Origin of the sequence: Alicyclobacillus fodiniaquatilis (assembly GCF_042678105.1) — a bacterium.
GTDB classification, from domain to species: Bacteria; Bacillota; Bacilli; order Alicyclobacillales; family Alicyclobacillaceae; genus Alicyclobacillus; species Alicyclobacillus fodiniaquatilis.
Genome location: NZ_JBHUCX010000035.1, coordinates 242,500 through 259,285, shown reverse-complemented (window position 1 = coordinate 259,285; position 16,786 = coordinate 242,500). Strand labels below are relative to the sequence as shown.

Sequence of the window (16,786 nt, the reverse complement as noted above, 5' to 3'; positions counted from 1 at the left end):
GTCTGGCAACCCCTTGAGGCGCAACCCTATCGTTCTGTCTCCGACACATTCCTAAAATGATGTCGGGAGGACCACACCATGTCACGTCAATTCCAAAAGTTAGATCTCTCTTTTGTTGATTCCATTGTTCATACCGCTGTGCATGCTTATCCTGGCCAGGGTCAGTCTGAAGCGCATCAGCAACACATCAAAGAATGGGCCACCAACAGCATCGTCAACTGGCCGTGGCAAGACCTATTTGGCATTGTGGAGGAAGGTGAACTGCTTGCAAGTTTGTGTCTGTTTACGATGGATTTCAATGTGCGCGGTTGTATCTTGACCGCTGGCGGGATTGGGTCAGTACAAACTGCGCTCTTGCATCGGAAACGAGGCGTTGCCTATGACATGATACAAAGTGCGCTTCGACACTATCGCGCGCATGGGGTGAGTCTGGTGACCCTATATCCATTTCGCGCTGGCTTTTATCGCAAAATGGGGTTCGGCTATGGAGCCGAGGTGAGGCAATACCAGGTCAGTCCCAAGGATTTCCCGCATGGTGAGACAGCGGGAAGTGTACGGGAGCTTACGGGTACAAACGCGGACAGGCAAGCGACAATTGACTGTTACGATGAATTTTTTCGCAGGACGCACGGCATGAGCGCGCGATTGGATCGATCACTGGGCGATGTATTTGCCCCCGATAAGGTTGTGATGGGCTACGAGGAAGAGGGGGTATTGAAGGGGTATCTCGTCTTGGCATTCGTGTGCCAGCATGCTTTAAAGAGCGATCTGAAGCTCGTGGAATTGGTGCATCACACACCTGACGCGCTCAAGGCATTCAGCGCTTTTTTGCACAGGCAAATGGATCAATTTGAGAAAATTATCATTGAGACGCAAGATGATACACTGCAATTTATGTTGGAGGACATTGCTCGTCACACCTATGACACCTTCGCGTCACGGTATGTGGAAACCTGCAGCATCGGTCTGGGCCTGATGTACCGCGTGGTGGATGTCGCGGGGATGTTTCGCGCAGTGGAGAACCAGCCGTTTGATGTGACGGATGTGACGCTTAAACTGGATATTTTGGACGATTTTTTACCTGAAAATTCCGGTACTACTATTGTTAAGTTTGAGAATGGCCGGGCAATGCTGGTCAGCGACGGGCCGTGGGATGTCGAAGTGAGTATGGATGTTGCCTCATTCTCGTCATTGTGGATGGGCGCAGTGGACTTGCGCAGCCTGCTGCGGCTGGGCCTGGCGACCGTTTCTGCGCTGGACTGGGTTCCTGTGCTCCAAAGATTATTCCGCACGGACACCAAGCCGATGTGCTGGGGGCATTTTTAGATCTGGCTTGTGCGCGAGGATACGCTATTTCATCGTACATTGTACGTGAGTGAGTGCAGATAGGTATGCCGAAAGGCGCCGCAAGGATTTCCGTGTACGCCTGTGTCTTCCGAGCGAAAAGCGGCATCTCTCGGATGCCTGCTGCACACTTGAAAATTAAGCGCCTATAGAACTGGAGAATCGGCGAACCGAAGAGGACCCGAAATGCCGAGGGAATCGGTTCTATTCTCAAAAAGACGCTCAATCAAAATCAGTTGCCAGATGAGGGGCATCGTGATGCTGGAACATCCGGTGAATTTGCGCTTTGGTGACGCGATCCACCGATAATGGCGGCAGACCATCTTCGGCATAGAAGCCGATGGCATCCGTCTCTATGCTGGTTTTCGGAGATCCTCCTATGCGTTCGCAGCGGATAAATAGTTTGTATACATGCCAGAACATAGGCGGGTGAGGATGTTTTTGCCGATCCCACACCGCCAGCATCTTGACTGGCTTTACTTTGTAGCCCGTTTCCTCTTCCACTTCACGTACAGCGATCTCGCCCACGCTTTCACCGATATCCGCCCAACCGCCGGGCAAGGACCAACGGCCATCTGACGTCTCTCTGGCCATTAGAATCCGCCTGTCATCATCAAAAACAACTGCGCGAATGTCGGTCTTGGGTGTCGGATACCCACTTTCCAGTGAAAGGATCGCCTGAATATCCTCTTTTTGCATCTCAGTATGTGCAGCGAGCATCTCTGCAGCAAGTGTTTGCAGATGGGTGTACCGCTCTAAATCGAAGACATCTTTGCCATAGGTTAAGCCGCTTTGCGCAATCGATTGGATCTGCTGCGCCCATTTGAGCCACTGTAATTCGTCCATTGATCTCGCCAGCCTCTCTGCATCTGCAATGACTAAAGCATAGCGCTAGACATTATCATACGCAGAATCAGAATTCGCAGACAAGTTCCTTGGTTGAATGCCAGCGTAACTTGATACATCGACAGGTCGACAAACTGTATCATAGCTCATCTAAAAAATTTTCTGCCGATTCAGCCAACAGTCTGTGCACTTGTGCGTCTTTATCTATGAGCAAACGACTTGAGGCGAAGGAGGAAATACAATGGAAGAGCATGGGCAGCAGAATGAAGTGTTGGAAACGCAGGCACAGCAAGAGGAAGCACAGGTACAGGAAGTAGAGACGCAAGAGGATACGCAGCCAGAGGCGCAGGTAAAGCAAGGTAAAATCATGAATGTTGGATTCCTTGATTTGCGTGGTGTTCGCTCAGCAGAAGAGTTTTCTCGTATTGAATCAATTATGAACGTCGGAATGATCTTGGTGCAGGAGGATCAGATGGCTTATGTCGGCACTGTGCCGATGGAAAACGTCGGTGGTATTGTCCCCGTACCAGTCGGGCCAGACGTTAAAATCCTCTCGGGGCAGATGGAGATAAGTGGCGAATCACTGGCCGCACAGGGAGACGAGAATACGATTCTCGTTCTGGCAGGTCAATTGATATTAACGTCGCCAGTCACAGCGCTGAAATCACAACTTGTCGTAGCTGGGCAGCTTCTCGCGCCACGCGCAAGCGAAAGCGTTATCGGAGCCAAGCTCCAGTATTCAGCTGGGCAGATCCTCTATTACAAGGGCGGCACGCCTCGCATGTTAGTTGGGAATAACACCATTACGGCAGATTTCCTTGAAATGGCTTCGGATCCACTCACCTTAATTCTCATTGGCGACACTCGGTTTACATCAGAAGTGACGGTTGATCTACTTCGGAATAAGGTTCATGATCTGGTCTTAATCGGAAACGTGCACGCTCCTCTTCGCTTGCACGGCGCCCTGCAGTATCTCGCAAGCACAAAAGTCGGGGATCTTATCGACAGCGAAGCTGCAAAGGAGACCACCTCGCAGGAATGACGACGAGGTGGCCACTGGTAGCAAAGGCGTTCGCAGATGACCGGCGGCGCATACACTGCGAAGGGAGCGTCCAACATGATGCAGCATGAGCAGCCAGATGCCGCGCGCAAAGCGGCGTTTGACAACTTGTTTGAGGCGCTGCACGAGTCGGTGTTCGCTTATCTGTTGGCCCGTACGGGGCAACGGGAAACCGCGCGGGATCTCATGCAGGACGTGTTTCTCCGCGCGTGGCGGACGCCGGATGGTTGGCTTGGGCAGTCTGATGCCGCGCGGCGGTATTGGCTGTTTACCGTCGCCAAACATGTGGTCATTGATTATTTTCGGCGGCGGTCCGTTCAGACCGCTGCTTTCTCTCGTCTGCAGTCCGACATCTCGGCACCGGCTGCACCGGCTGCTGAGGAGCGGATCGTCAACGAAGAAATGTGGCGTGACGTCCATCAGGCAGTGATGGAACTGCCTGATGATTTGCGTCTTCCGCTGATGATGCAGACAGTCGGGGGCATGACCAGCCGTGACATCCAAGAAGCGCTCGGCATACCGGCAGGGACAGTTCGTTATCGGCTGACCGTGGCGCGCAGGCAACTGAGATCGAAGCTGCAGCTGGGCGAAGCAGCATCAGGAGGCGAAGGTCAATGACGGATCGCGAAAATGGATTTGCAGCGCAACTAGACGCTTGGGCAAAAGCGCAGCGGATGCGTGCGGTGGAAGTGCAAGAAGTGCATGCCGCGCTATGGCAGCGCATATATGAGGAATCATCTGCGCCAGCAGTTGGCGCCGCGCCGAATCAGAACGAGCGCGAGCCATTGGTGGTGGAGTGGTGGTGGCCAATGCTCCAGCTGGCCGAGTGGATACAGCCGGAGCGAATGGCGAAATCGATGAATTTCTGTCTGCCAAAACACATTGCGCAGTACACGGGCAACTTCAGCCAGGGCGGCTACTTCGATGGTTGGAGCGGTAGATATGTGTACCCAAACGCGGCAGCTAAACTGAAGCGACATGTTTAACTATCCGGCGTATGGGTGTCATTTTGTATCTGTCATCTCACAGATTTTCACAATCCCCTGGGCAGTCATTGTGTCGGCTTGGCGCATTTGATGATGAAAGTCGCTGGGAGAAGCTGTGCCTTTTCGGGGGCGTACCATCTGGCTGGGTTGCCCTGTTCAGTCGTCTCCGGAATGCATGCGTCCTCTATGACCCTGACAATTTGAAAGCCGGTTTGGGTGAGTTCATTCAGATACGTGCTCAACTTGAATTGACTCATGACAGCGTGATGTTGATTCCATGCCTCGCTTTGTTGCAAACCTTCCTCGTGGTACGATTTTTTGACCACATACGCCCCCTCTTCATATTGAATCCGGTTGTGCAGAGGATGTTCCCAGCTAAAGATAAAGATGCCGCCAGGCTTCAGATAATTGAACGCGTTTTGTAGCGTCTTCCGCAAATCTACTGTCCAGCCTAGCGCATAGATGGAGTAGACGATGTCAAACGCCTGATGGGGAATGCCGGGGTCCTGCTCCATAGGGCCCTGAAACAGTTTGACGATGGGCGCATAGGGGAGGAGCACAGTTTGGGCGGTGGCAATCTGTGTATCGGATAAATCGATTCCCCAAAGTTCAGCAGCGCCGCGGGACGCCATGTACGCCAGCGAATGCCCGCTGCCGCAGCCAATATCCAGCACTTTTAAATTTTTCACATCACCAAATAAGTTCAGTTGATCTTCTGTGGGCGCAAATGGGCCGTAAGTCGGCAGCGCGGTTCTGCCAAAGAAGCGCGGTGCGACTTCATCCCAGCTTTGTTTATTCGACTGGATAAACGCCTCCTGTGTGGTCACCATAGTAGGCCATTCCTTTCTATCCTGTAATAAAGTCGATACATCAGGTTGACGATATTACTAGCGATCATACCAATAAGCCAACAATTGATCAGCTGCTTGAGCACATGTAGGACAACCTTTGTGCGATGTTCTACAGACGTCCGGCTTGCACTATAATGGGTAGATAATTGTCCGTGGTATCGGGGGTGTTCAGCATTGAGAACCATCGTGCTCACCGGAGGCGGATCGGCAGGTCACGTGATGGCGAATTTGGCGCTTGTCCCGTCTTTGCGCGAACGGGATTGGAACGTGGTTTATATCGGATCGCGCCAAGGCATCGAGCGCCAATTGACGCAAAATCTCGACATCCAGTACGAGGCGGTCGCTACTGGGAAGCTGCGTCGTTATTGGGATGTTGAAAATTTAAAGGATCCGTTCCGGGTGCTAAAAGGCGTGGCGCAATCCTACAAATTGCTTCGGCGGCACCGTCCGGCTGTGATCTTCTCAAAAGGCGGCTTTGTGGCCTTGCCAGTTGTCGTCGCCGCCAAATTCCTGCGCATACCGGTCATTCTGCATGAGGCGGATTTGACGCTTGGCTTGGCCAACAGACTGGCCTTGCCTTTTGCTGCAAAAGTGGCCGTCACATTCCCGGAAACCGCAGCACATCTACCGCCCGCCAAGGCTGTATATACCGGATTGCCGCTCCGGAAAGAAGTGTTTTCCGGCAGTCGGACAAAACTGCTCGCAACATACCAATTTTCGCCGCAGTGCCCCATTTTGTTGGTGACGGGCGGCAGTCTTGGCGCGCAAAATATCAATCAGGCGATTTGGCGCCAACTGGCGCAGTTGACCGCTCGGTTTCAAATCATCCACTTGTGTGGAAAAGAGAAGACGAATGGGTCGCTGCAAGCGATGCCCGGCTACATCCAGATGGAATATGCGCAAGACGAGATGCCGCATCTGCTGGCCATGAGTGATGTCGTCATTTCGCGCGCAGGATCGAATACCATTTTTGAGTTGTTGGTGATGAAGAAACCGAACATTTTAGTGCCGCTGCCTGCTTCTAAGAGCCGTGGGGATCAGTTGCTCAATGCACAGCTATTCGCTTCACATGGGTACTCGGTGGTTGTGGAAGATGAAAAACTGCCGTCTACGGATCTCTCCGCGTTGGTGGATAGGGTGTATCGTCAGCGTGCGGTTTATATCGATGAAATGAAAAAAGCCGCAGTGCCTGATGGGGTGGAGGCCGTTATGCAATTGATTTCCGAGTATGCGAATGCGGCGGGGGTTTGAACAGGCGGCAGGAAAGATGTACAAAACATCTGTTATGATAGACGCGGCACTCGTTGCCGAAACTATACTGGATTGAGAGAGAAATCCCCTTTCTGAAACAGAAAAGTGGATTTGTGCGTGATTATGGTGCGACATCATTTACTTACATTGCCTGGCGCATTTCAGCATTTCTTTGAACACCATCTAGATGCGATGTATGTCGTCGATTTGGACGGTCGTGTTTTAAGTGCGAATGCTTCGGCCTTGAAAATGTTTGACTTTACAATGGAGGAGCTATCCCAGACATCATTGGTACAACTGTTGGATGGGCCTGGCGCTAACTTCGGTAACTTTGATGAGACCTTTGAGGGTCGAACTGAATGGGCAATTCTGCATAAACGAGGCCATTTGGTTTATGTCAGAGTGACATGTACCTCACTTGTAAGTGATGGACAAGAGATGGGAAAGTTAATTGTGTTAGAAGATATCACGGAGCAACGGGAACAATATAAAAAATTGTTAGAGATTCAGGAAATGTTCGCGTTCATTTCGGAGAAGTCGCAAAACATTATTTCTTCATTTTCAGCAGATGGCATGTTCACTTACATATCTCCAAGTGTAAAGCCACTGCTTGGGTATACGCCAGCAGAGGTCATAGGGAAACCCGCGGTGGCCTTCAATCACCCAGACACCAATGAGGAACTGTTCAAACTTCGAATGTCGTTATCTGCAAATCAAGATACGGGGCGGTTTACAGGTCGTCTTCGGCACAAAGATGGTGAATATCGGTGGTATGAGACCACAATCCAATTCATTCGAGATCAAACTGGTGCCATCAGACAAACAATAGGTGTGGGCCGCGATATCACGGACCGGAAAGAGGCAGAGGACAAGATCTCGTACCTCGCTTACCACGACACCTTGACCGATTTGCCAAATCGTCGGTTGTTTCATCGACGTGTCAGTCTGGTTTTGGAAAGGAACATACATCAACGTCACAGCCTGATGTTACTTGATTTGGATGGCTTTAAATACGTCAACGACACTTTTGGGCACGAAATGGGAGATCTACTGCTGATGGAGGTCGCTCAAAGGTTGACCCGTGTCATTGGCGATACAGGGGTTGTCGCTCGTTTAGGCGGCGATGAGTTCACGGTGTTTCAGGAGAATATCGTGGACAAAGATGATTGTGATCTCACTATGGATCGCGTCAAGCGCGCAATCGCTGAACCGATCGTGATCGAAGGCAAAGCGCTTCATGTGACAGCGAGTATCGGTGTCGCGTTTTTTCCTGCGGATGGGGATTCGGTTGAGAAGCTGATGAGACATGCGGATGTCGCAATGTATTGTGCCAAACAAGGGAGAAATCCGCCTTGAGATATCGATAGATTTCGATCACGCCTCATTTCCCAGCGGCTGGCATGCGGGAGAAACGGCATCACCAGCCAGGAAAGGGAGATGAGTGAACAAAGGTGATCGTCAATGAGATAGGTGATGGAAAAGCGAACCGGTACACGTCCTTGTTCACGCACGGGTGCTGTCGATTTCATGTTCCTGCCATAATGAAATCCTCGTAATAGGGCGGATGGCAGGGTGATGATGCCGATGATAAATAGTGCCCATGTGATCCAATCATTCATGTATCGCGATTCCTTTCCGTCGTAAACCTTCCCCTACACAGCTGGGACTTCACTTTGAATGGCGACGGTATTCCCTTCTGAATCCGTAAAGAAAGCCATCCATACAGCGATATCCCCTAATTTCCCGATTTCGTGGGGTGGACCGTGAAACATAACGCCGCGTGTGGACAGGACATGAAAGGCTGCTTGAATATCATCCACACTGTAATACAAGACAGAACTCGGATGGTCAAAATTCGGATCTTCGGGCGTACCCAGCATCAACCGCACTTCTCCACAGGTGAAAAAAGCCATCCCGTTTGTTTGCCACACGTATTGCAGTTCCAGTACATCGCGGTAAAACGCAATCGCCCGCTGTAAATCACGGACGTTGATGGATACTTGTCCAACTTTTTGAATACCTAGCGTCAATGTCTACGCCTCCTCTTGCTTCCAATGCCTAAACTCAATATAGCGAATGGGCCTCTGGCCTGTCTTCTCGAAAATCACTTAGTTTGCGATAAGCCATCGGAGTGTGGCCAGTCCTCTGCCAAAAGGTGGAGCAAAATGAGCCCAGGCTTTCAAATGGGCGCAAGGGCTGGTTCACTGACAGCGTCCATACAGTTGAGCAGCACCCGCACCGTGGTGCCGTTTCCCGGACTGCTTTCATAGTGAATTTCGCCATCGTGCTTCTGAATGATCTGATGCGACACCATCAAGCCGAGTCCTGTCCCGGTCCCTTTCGTCGTATAGAATGGTTCACCGAGGCGGCGGATGGTGTCTTCAGGCATGCCGACGCCTGTGTCCTGAATGGTGACGCCAATTTTCCCAACCAGGGCGACGGAGGCGATGGTGACCGTTCCTCCGCTCGGCATGGCGTCGATGGCGTTGCGCACGACATTGATAAAAACCTGTTTGAGTTGGTTTTCTTCGCACCACACCGGTAAAATCGCGGAGACAAGCTCAGTTTTGATCTCGACATTGGACATGTTGGCCTGTGTCTCCAAAAGGGCGGCCACATTGTGCAGGATGGCATTGAGATCACTCTGTTGAAAATGCACCGCCTGAGGCTTGCCAAGGACCAACAGTTCATTGGAAATCAACTCGATTCTCGCCAACTCTTGTTGCATGATGGAAATATATTCACCCGCCCCCGATGTTTCCCGGTCAATCAAGGTGAGAAATCCGTTGAGTGAAGTGAGTGGGTTGCGGATTTCGTGCGCCACGCCTGCAGCCAGTTGGCCAACTGCAGAAAGTTTTTCCGATTGCCGAAGCAGTTCTCCTGCAGCGCGCAGTTCTGTGATGTCCTTGACCAAACTGTAGTAACCAATCACCTCATTGTCTACAACAATGGGCACAGTTGTACATTGCGCTGATATGATATTCCCATTCTTGTGTTTCAGCGTGAACTCTGTCTCGCTGACTTCTTTCAAATGCCGGATGTTGTCCATTACGCCCGTGGCCAATTCATAATCCTCGGGGAACCAAAGTTTAAAGCGCGATTGTCCCAACAATTCAGCGACTTCGTAGCCCGATATCTGCGCAAACGCCTCGTTCGCCAGTGTGATGTGATTTTCCATATCGACGGCGCAAATGCCGATGGGATTGTAATCGACGAGCGAACGGTACCGTTCCTCGCTTGCCTGCAGGGCGACTTGTGATTGCAGGAGCGCTCGGTGCATCCGCTGTTCCTCAATGACAGATTCCATGGCAATCATCGACAGTGCCATGATGAGAAACTGCAAGGGGACTGCGACCGCGATGAGCTTCGTCAGAGGTGGCACAATATGAGATAGCTGCGTCGAGTAAAAGGCGAAGAGCAAGCCTGTGACGGTGCCAAGTTGAATGACGAGCGTGAACACGCACAACATGAGCACCGTTTTGATCCGCTGCGCAATACAGTAATTCTCATAGCGATTGCACATCCAGAATGGGAGCGCGGAATAAATGACAATCGCCATGATGGCGAAAAGCGCGCCGTTGTGATCGGAAAACAGTTGGTACACTGCGAGAATCGGCACCGATATGAGCCCACTGCGCCGTTTGCCGTAGAGGATCGACAAAATAATTGGAACACACTGGAAGTTCTCTGCAAAGCCAAATATGTGAATGGGGGCCATCTGATCCAAAATGGCGGCGATCCCGCCATAAAATCCGAATACCAACGTGTCGATGCGCGGTTTGCGGAAGTGACTTATCGGTGCGGCTAGGTGATAGCCGAGGATGGGAATGAGCACAATCGATAATTGAAACATGGTTCCTGTTAGCATGGCAATCGTCATTCTCTACCTTCTATGTTTTTGGCTGACGCACTATGCGACAGCGAAGGAATCAAGTGTCTCCCACTAATTTTACAAAATGATCATAGTGACTGTACACTTTTGTAGAGTTCAAGCTTGGCTGATGTGCTATTGGCTGGGTCTGATGAACTGGCAATCTCTGCTCTCCACGCTGTGTATCAAGCGCGATGCACAGCTTTGATTTCGCTGCAAAGGGGATGATGTGTTGATTCAAATCGGGCTGTCGGGTTGGGGAGATCACGATGATTTGTATGTCCATTTGGCGAAGGCGGATCGAAACAAACTGAAGACATATAGTGGTCATTTCCCGATTGTCGAGTTGGACAGTTCGTTCTATGCCATCCAGCCTGAGCACAACTATTTGAAATGGATCGACGAGACACCAGAGGACTTCTCCTTTATCGTCAAGGCGTATCAAGGGATGACTGGGCATCTGCGTGGGAACAACCCGTACAAGAGCGCGGGGGAGATGTTTGCCAAGTTCAAGGCGTCGATCGAACCGCTCAAGGCGAGCGGGAAATTGAAGGTCGTGCTCTTTCAGTATCCGCCATGGTTCGATTGCACGAAGGAAAGCGTCCGGACATTGCGGTATACGAAAAGGGCGATGGAAGGCACTCCTGTGGCGCTCGAATTTCGCAACCAGACTTGGTTTCAACCAGGTTTACAGCAAAAGACGCTCAAGTTCATGGAAGATGAGGGCTGGATTCACAGCATCTGTGATGAACCGCAGGCTGGGATTGGGTCTGTGCCGACCATTTTGCATGCGACAGATCCCCAGTTGACGCTTGTTCGCTTGCACGGACGTAACGCGGGGGGCTGGAACAATACAGGGGATGCCAATTGGCGCGATGTTCGGTATTTATATCGATACAATCAAGAAGAATTGGTGGAATGGCAGCGCAATATCGAACAACTACAAGAGATGACAAAAGACATCTGCGTGATATTTAACAACAACTCTGGCGGTGACGCTGCAGCCAACGCCAAGCAGTTGATGGACATCCTAGGCATCCATTACGAAGGTCGGGAATCGGGCATAATCCCTCTATTTTAAAGCGTTGGAACGCCGTGTGTAATGCGTCGCGTACCAGTAGAACTATGAAAATGTCAATCCATCAAGGCATCGCGGATGGCGCACAACAAGGTATCGGACTATTTTCAGGATAGACGAGTTTTGCAGCGGCATATGTATATTTCTCTTTTAATCTATAGGCATAGTGAGGTAAGATTTATCCAAGTGCTGTATATCCCAACTATGGAGGGTGAGCCCATTGTCCACAGAGAACCATTTCCGTCCCGAGACATTAGCTGTCCACGCCGGACAAGAGATTGATCCCACGACATTTTCGCGTGCTGTTCCTCTTTATCAAACCACGTCATACGGCTTTCGCGATTCCGATCACGCTGCAGACCTGTTTGCTTTGAAAGAGTTCGGCAACATCTATACGCGCATCATGAATCCGACAACGGATGTGTTTGAGCAGCGGGTTGCTGCGCTGGAGGGTGGCGCCGCTGCACTGGCGACTGCCTCTGGACAGGCTGCGATAACTTATTCAATTCTGAATATTGCATCGGTTGGGGATGAGATTGTGTCATCAACCAGCCTCTATGGCGGCACGTACAATCTGTTTAAACATACGTTTGCCAAGTTGGGTATCACCGTAAAGTTTGTCGATTCATCCAATCCGGAGCATTTCCGCGACGCCATTACAGAGAAGACCAAAGCGCTCTACGCGGAGACCATCGGGAATCCGAAGGGTGATATTCTCGACATTGAAGCAGTCGCGGCTATTGCGCACGAACATGGCGTTCCATTGATTGTGGACAACACGTTCCCTAGTCCTTATTTGCTGCAACCTATTTCGTTTGGCGCAGATGTAGTCGTCCATTCTGCGACAAAATTCATCGGCGGTCATGGCACGTCCATTGGTGGTGTCATCGTCGACAGCGGCAAGTTTGACTGGACGGCAAATGATAAATTCCCTGGCCTGACAAGCCCAGATCCCAGTTACCACGATGTAGTTTACACGGATGCGGTTGGCCCAATCGCTTACATCATCAAAGCCAGGGTGCAGTTGTTGCGCGATATGGGCGCTGCCATTTCGCCATTTAACTCGTTCCTCCTGCTGCAAGGGCTGGAGACGTTGCATCTGCGCATGCAGCGGCATAGCGAAAATGCGCTCAAAGTCGCACGTTTCTTGGAGCAGCACGACGCGGTTGAATCCGTAAGCTACGCTGGCTTGGAAAGTCATCCATCCCATGGCTTGGCGCAAAAATACTTGCCAAAGGGACAAGGCGCCATCCTGACGTTCGATGTAAAAGGCGGTGTCGAGGCAGGCAAAAAAGTCATCGGCGCGGTGAAGTTGTTCTCCCATCTGGCCAACGTCGGGGATTCCAAGTCGCTGATCATTCATCCAGCAAGCACGACACATCAACAGTTGACCGAGACAGAACAACTGGCGGCTGGTGTCACGCCAGGTATGATTCGGCTGTCCATCGGTACTGAATCCATTGAAGATATCCTAGAGGATTTGACGCGGGCGCTTGAAGCAAGCCAGGTCTGATCCTGCAAACCGTATGACGCAAGCGTCAATTGCCGTTACAGATGTGCGAACATTTGCACTCGTAACGGCAATTTTTAATTTTTCGCTATCCTGGAAATAAAGTCGATACCCTGGTGCTGCGCCATCCGCGCTCCGATTGACTGGCATTTTCATGGTTCTGCTGATGCGGGATGCATCGCGCATGGCGGCCTATTACCTTTTCCGTTCATCATACTTGCGATTTACACGTTCATCGCGTTGTAATTGGCTGTGGACCGGCGCTTTGCGCGCAAGGTGAACAGCATGCCGAGCAGAAATGTTCCAATCACGAGACACATGGGAATGCGCGGGTCAATGCTGTAGGTCCAACCGCTGATGATGCCTGCAGGCGCCGTGAAGACGAGAATCAGCACATTGAGCACCGACAGCATGGTCGCGCGATGCTCATCGTCAATGGCATTGGCGACGACCGACTCCACATAGGGATTGGCGATGATGGTGCCAACGGCGGTGAGGATGGTACTGATGACCACCAGTGTGAAATTGCCAGTTGGCATCACAATGAGAAGGAGGGTCGCCATGACAATCAGCAAAAACCCAAAGTTCATCAAGCGCTCCGCATGTTCCTCACGAAACCGCGGTACAACCGTCACCAGCAGAACCACCATCGTGACAGAAGAAATGGCCGGAAATAAAGAAATCATTGCGGCTGGGATGCGCAGATAGTCCACTTGGTAGACAGACACGAACGTGCCCTGTATGGTCGATTGGATGTTCCACAGCACATACACGCCAAAGAACAACAACAATATCCGATTTTTTAAAATATGCTTGAGTGTCTCCAAATAGCTTATCAGCTCTGCGCGGATGTTCGAGGTTCCATGGTCTGTCATTTTGCGCACGCCGATGTCCGTTTCATGCAGTCCCAGATGCCTGACATAATTCATCAGCGTCATGCTGAAGCAGGCCAGCGCGTACATGATGCGCACAGCGGGGACGAGCGTGAAGTGATCGACCAAAATACCGCCAATTGGCGCAAACAGTCCGCCGACCACATTGACAATCTGCAGTCCTGTAAATACGTACGTGCGTTTTTCGGGCTCAGTGTCCTCCACGAGCAAGCAGTACCAGGCTGTGGACGGTATCCTCTGAAAACTGTTAAAAAAAGCCGCCAGTACGAACCACCAGAAGTTTTGCGACAACGCCCACAACAATGTGCCCATCGACCAACTGACCAAATCAAACACCCAGAGCGCTTTGCGTCGCCCAAGTCTGTCTGTCAGGTGGCCGCTGATAAATGCAGAAAAGATTTGCAACAACATACCGATGGTGGTGATGAGTCCAATCTCGGTGTCCGTCACATGCAATTGCAACATGTACACAGAAGTATAGGTGGCATACATGCTGGCTGGCACGACGAACAGTGGTTCAGCAAGTACACAGGTTCGAGCATTTCCTTGGATTCGTCGCAACAAACTTCCTTCACCCCGCATTGATCAATGCTGTCTGATCACCATCATACTTGTACCGAACAGCAAAAAGGAAGTGAATTTTGTGGAGTGAAATCTGCTGATAAAAGCGGTTTCAGGGCTAATGCTGTCTGAGATATACACGCGCTACTGCTGGCAATGGCTGCAGTAGAACACTTTGCGTTTCGCGTGCGCTGTCTGGGTGATGGGCTGACCACAGGTCAAGCACGGTTCGCCGCCGCGATCATACACCAGGCAGTGCTCGTTGTAGCCGCCTGTGGATTCATCCGTTTTGCTGAACGGGAACTCCATATAGCCGCCATAAGAAATGGCGCGCGTGAGCGCTGTGTGCATCGCTTGATACAGGCGTGCCCGTTCATTCGGCTGAAGGCCTATCACAGGCTTCAGAGGAAGCACGCCAGCTGTAAAGCAGATTTCGTCCGCGTAGCAGTTGCCGATGCCCGCCATGCAGTGTTGATTGACGAGCGCAAATTTAATTGGCCCGCGTTTGGTCTTGAGCGCCGTTGTGAACGCAGTTTCTGTAAATGCGGCATCAAGTGGCTCTGGTCCAAGATCCGCCAACTTGGCTGCCAGTTCATCGCCTGTCAGAAGATGTAGGAAACCAAGCCGTAATCCCAGAAAGAACAACTGCTCGTCGTGGGGAAGAGAGAGAATGACTTGACTGCGGTGTGAGGGCGTATCTCGTGAATTGCCGAAATACAGCCAGCCGCCAAGCATCAAGTGCAACAAGAGCGCGTCGCCCGAGTCCAGCCAGAATACGAGATGTTTTCCCCGACGCGTCACGTCGGTGATTTGTCTGCCCCTGACGCGCCGGATGAAATCGGCGGGAGAGACATTGATGGTTTTTTCGCGCAGAATTTCGACGTGCTCGATGGGCTTGTGAACGACGGTCTGCAACAATCGGGTTCGGTAGGTCTCCATTTCAGGGAGTTCAGGCATGAGAGAGCGCTCCTTTTGTATTCTGTACACAAAACGAATGATAGGTTTCCAATCATTTTCCGGTCATTTTCTGCATATGACAAAAGCGGGCCAGGACGATGGTTAGTTTTCTACAAACATCACTTAACATTGTCTATGTTGATTCAATCGCTCCATTTTTATAATCAAAGTAATTCAGGTGAGGAGGTATCCATGCAGAATGGATCAAAACACACCATTGCTTTTGACAGATGAGCAGATGAGGAAATTTATCACCGAGGGCTTTCTGATTTTACAAACAGATTTTTCAAAGGAATTCCACGCGAGCCTGATGGAGCAGTTGAATCAAGTCTACGAAACCGAGGGCAATCCAGGGAACAACCTGCTGCCGCGGATTCGCGAAGTGCAAAAGATTTTCGATCACCCTGTCATCACGGGCGCACTGACCAGCGTGCTGGGCCCGAACTACATGCTGCACGCGCATCGCCATGGACATTTCAATGCGGTGCCGACACCTGGTGGTTGGCATAAGGACAGCTATTGGGGCTATAAGAGAATGCGCAATCACCACCCGTGGTGGGCCATGATTATGTATTTCCCGCAGGATACGCCTGTGGAATTGGGGCCGACAAGCGTCATGCCGGGCACGCAAAACTACGAGACACGGACGTTCACATCAGATGGATCAGCGGAAGAAGCGTTGGCAAGCGGTGAAGCAGGGACATTTGCACTCATTCATTACGATATTTGGCATCGTTCCACAGCAAATACACTGGGCAACCCTCGTTATATGTTGAAATTCGAATTTATGAGAACGGTTGCGCCGACTGCGCCAAGCTGGAACCAACAAGAACCGAAGTGGATCACACCTGCGCAAACAAATACACCAATAGCAAAACATGAACGCATGTGGGAAGAAACTTGGAACTGGCTGTCTGGTAAATTAGGGAGCTTAGCCAACACGTTGCCGGCGGACGCACAAAGGATCTCGGAACTTGCGACTGAATTGGCGGACGAATTTGAGCCGACTGGCTTAAATGCCGCTTACGAGCTTGCTTGCCGCGGTCCAAAAGCGACAGAGGCCTTGCTCGCGGCGTTGGCGCATGAGGATGTCCGCGTTTCGCGCTTGGCCGCATATGGCTTGTCCGTATCCGGCGCAGATGCGGTGGCTGGTTTGACGCAGGCATTGGACAGCGGTCGTGAAGAGACGGTCTGCCATGCGGTGTTCGCTTTGGGTGAATTGCGTGAACTGGCTCAAAGCGCCGTACCCAAATTGGTGGGGTTGCTCAACCACGCTTCCGAGCACGTGCGGCGTGAAATCGTCGAGTCGCTCGGCATGATTGGCACACCGGTGGATGCGGTTGTGCAAGGGTTGAATCGATGCCTGGAGGATGCGGACGTGCAAGTTCGCTTCATGGCAGGGTTGGCGCTCACGCGTATCGGCAAAGACGGTGCAGCCGCATTGCCTTATTTGGAACGCGCGCTAGAAGACGAGAATCGCTACGTTCGCGCCCATGCCGCAGAGGCGTTGCGCTATATTGGCACGGAACCGGCCAAAGACATGCTCATCAAAGTGCTGTTTAACAGCCGCTGGTGCTC

Annotated in this window: 15 protein-coding genes; 9 read left to right on the top strand and 6 right to left on the bottom strand. The window is 51.4% G+C overall.

Annotated features, from left to right (window positions below):
* Positions 1 to 78 precede the first annotated feature (78 nt).
* A complete protein-coding gene (locus ACFSB2_RS14505; protein ID WP_377943791.1) occupies positions 79 to 1,326 on the top strand; it encodes a GNAT family N-acetyltransferase in 1,248 nt (415 codons plus the stop codon).
* A 240-nt stretch (positions 1,327 to 1,566) separates the two neighbouring features.
* On the opposite strand, the gene ACFSB2_RS14500 is transcribed toward ACFSB2_RS14505, so the two are convergent.
* Positions 1,567 to 2,190, bottom strand: coding sequence for an NUDIX hydrolase (locus ACFSB2_RS14500; protein WP_377943790.1), 624 nt, complete (start codon positions 2,188 to 2,190; stop codon positions 1,567 to 1,569).
* A 241-nt stretch (positions 2,191 to 2,431) separates the two neighbouring features.
* On the opposite strand from ACFSB2_RS14500, the gene ACFSB2_RS14495 reads away from it, so the two are divergent.
* From ACFSB2_RS14495 to ACFSB2_RS14485, 3 genes are all read left to right on the top strand, one after another.
* Positions 2,432 to 3,232: a hypothetical protein gene (locus ACFSB2_RS14495; protein WP_377943789.1), complete on the top strand. Its 801-nt coding sequence runs from the start codon at positions 2,432 to 2,434 to the stop codon at positions 3,230 to 3,232.
* 75 nt (positions 3,233 to 3,307) lie between these two features.
* Positions 3,308 to 3,868: an RNA polymerase sigma factor gene (locus tag ACFSB2_RS14490; protein ID WP_377943788.1), complete on the top strand. Its 561-nt coding sequence runs from the start codon at positions 3,308 to 3,310 to the stop codon at positions 3,866 to 3,868.
* The gene (locus ACFSB2_RS14485; protein ID WP_377943787.1) at positions 3,865 to 4,236 is read left to right on the top strand and encodes a hypothetical protein; all 372 of its coding nucleotides are present in this window, start codon (positions 3,865 to 3,867) and stop codon (positions 4,234 to 4,236) included. Before ACFSB2_RS14490 ends, ACFSB2_RS14485 begins: the two co-directional genes overlap by 4 nt.
* 65 nt (positions 4,237 to 4,301) lie before the next feature.
* Here ACFSB2_RS14485 and ACFSB2_RS14480 read toward each other — a convergent pair whose 3' ends face one another.
* Positions 4,302 to 5,066, bottom strand: coding sequence for a class I SAM-dependent methyltransferase (locus ACFSB2_RS14480; RefSeq protein WP_377943786.1), 765 nt, complete (start codon positions 5,064 to 5,066; stop codon positions 4,302 to 4,304).
* 195 nt (positions 5,067 to 5,261) lie between these two features.
* Here ACFSB2_RS14480 and ACFSB2_RS14475 point away from each other — a divergent pair, with 195 nt between their 5' ends.
* Entirely contained in the window at positions 5,262 to 6,338 is a 1,077-nt protein-coding gene (locus tag ACFSB2_RS14475) for an undecaprenyldiphospho-muramoylpentapeptide beta-N-acetylglucosaminyltransferase (protein WP_377943785.1), read from the top strand.
* Between the two features lie 123 nt (positions 6,339 to 6,461).
* Positions 6,462 to 7,694 (top strand): diguanylate cyclase domain-containing protein, encoded by a 1,233-nt coding sequence (locus ACFSB2_RS14470; protein ID WP_377943842.1) that lies wholly within the window; start codon positions 6,462 to 6,464, stop codon positions 7,692 to 7,694.
* A gap of 296 nt (positions 7,695 to 7,990) precedes the next feature.
* Here the strand turns inward: ACFSB2_RS14470 and ACFSB2_RS14465 are convergent, their stop codons facing one another.
* Complete coding sequence (locus ACFSB2_RS14465) at positions 7,991 to 8,368, bottom strand: VOC family protein (RefSeq protein WP_377943784.1); 378 nt, start codon at positions 8,366 to 8,368, stop codon at positions 7,991 to 7,993.
* Between the two features lie 149 nt (positions 8,369 to 8,517).
* Positions 8,518 to 10,218 (bottom strand): ATP-binding protein, encoded by a 1,701-nt coding sequence (locus ACFSB2_RS14460; RefSeq protein WP_377943783.1) that lies wholly within the window; start codon positions 10,216 to 10,218, stop codon positions 8,518 to 8,520.
* 223 nt (positions 10,219 to 10,441) lie between these two features.
* Here ACFSB2_RS14460 and ACFSB2_RS14455 point away from each other — a divergent pair, with 223 nt between their 5' ends.
* Positions 10,442 to 11,290, top strand: a complete 849-nt coding sequence (locus ACFSB2_RS14455; protein ID WP_377943782.1) for a DUF72 domain-containing protein — start codon at positions 10,442 to 10,444, stop codon at positions 11,288 to 11,290.
* A gap of 217 nt (positions 11,291 to 11,507) precedes the next feature.
* Complete coding sequence (locus ACFSB2_RS14450; RefSeq protein ID WP_377943781.1) at positions 11,508 to 12,800, top strand: homocysteine synthase; 1,293 nt, start codon at positions 11,508 to 11,510, stop codon at positions 12,798 to 12,800.
* 221 nt (positions 12,801 to 13,021) lie between these two features.
* Here ACFSB2_RS14450 and ACFSB2_RS14445 read toward each other — a convergent pair whose 3' ends face one another.
* Together ACFSB2_RS14445 and ACFSB2_RS14440 are read right to left on the bottom strand one after the other, a co-directional pair.
* The gene (locus tag ACFSB2_RS14445) at positions 13,022 to 14,254 is read right to left on the bottom strand and encodes an MFS transporter (protein WP_377943780.1); all 1,233 of its coding nucleotides are present in this window, start codon (positions 14,252 to 14,254) and stop codon (positions 13,022 to 13,024) included.
* A gap of 141 nt (positions 14,255 to 14,395) precedes the next feature.
* The gene (locus ACFSB2_RS14440) at positions 14,396 to 15,208 is read right to left on the bottom strand and encodes an Fpg/Nei family DNA glycosylase (protein ID WP_377943779.1); all 813 of its coding nucleotides are present in this window, start codon (positions 15,206 to 15,208) and stop codon (positions 14,396 to 14,398) included.
* Between the two features lie 199 nt (positions 15,209 to 15,407).
* Here ACFSB2_RS14440 and ACFSB2_RS14435 point away from each other — a divergent pair.
* A partial coding sequence (locus ACFSB2_RS14435; protein WP_377943778.1) for a HEAT repeat domain-containing protein occupies positions 15,408 to 16,786 on the top strand: 1,379 nt, incomplete at its 3' end.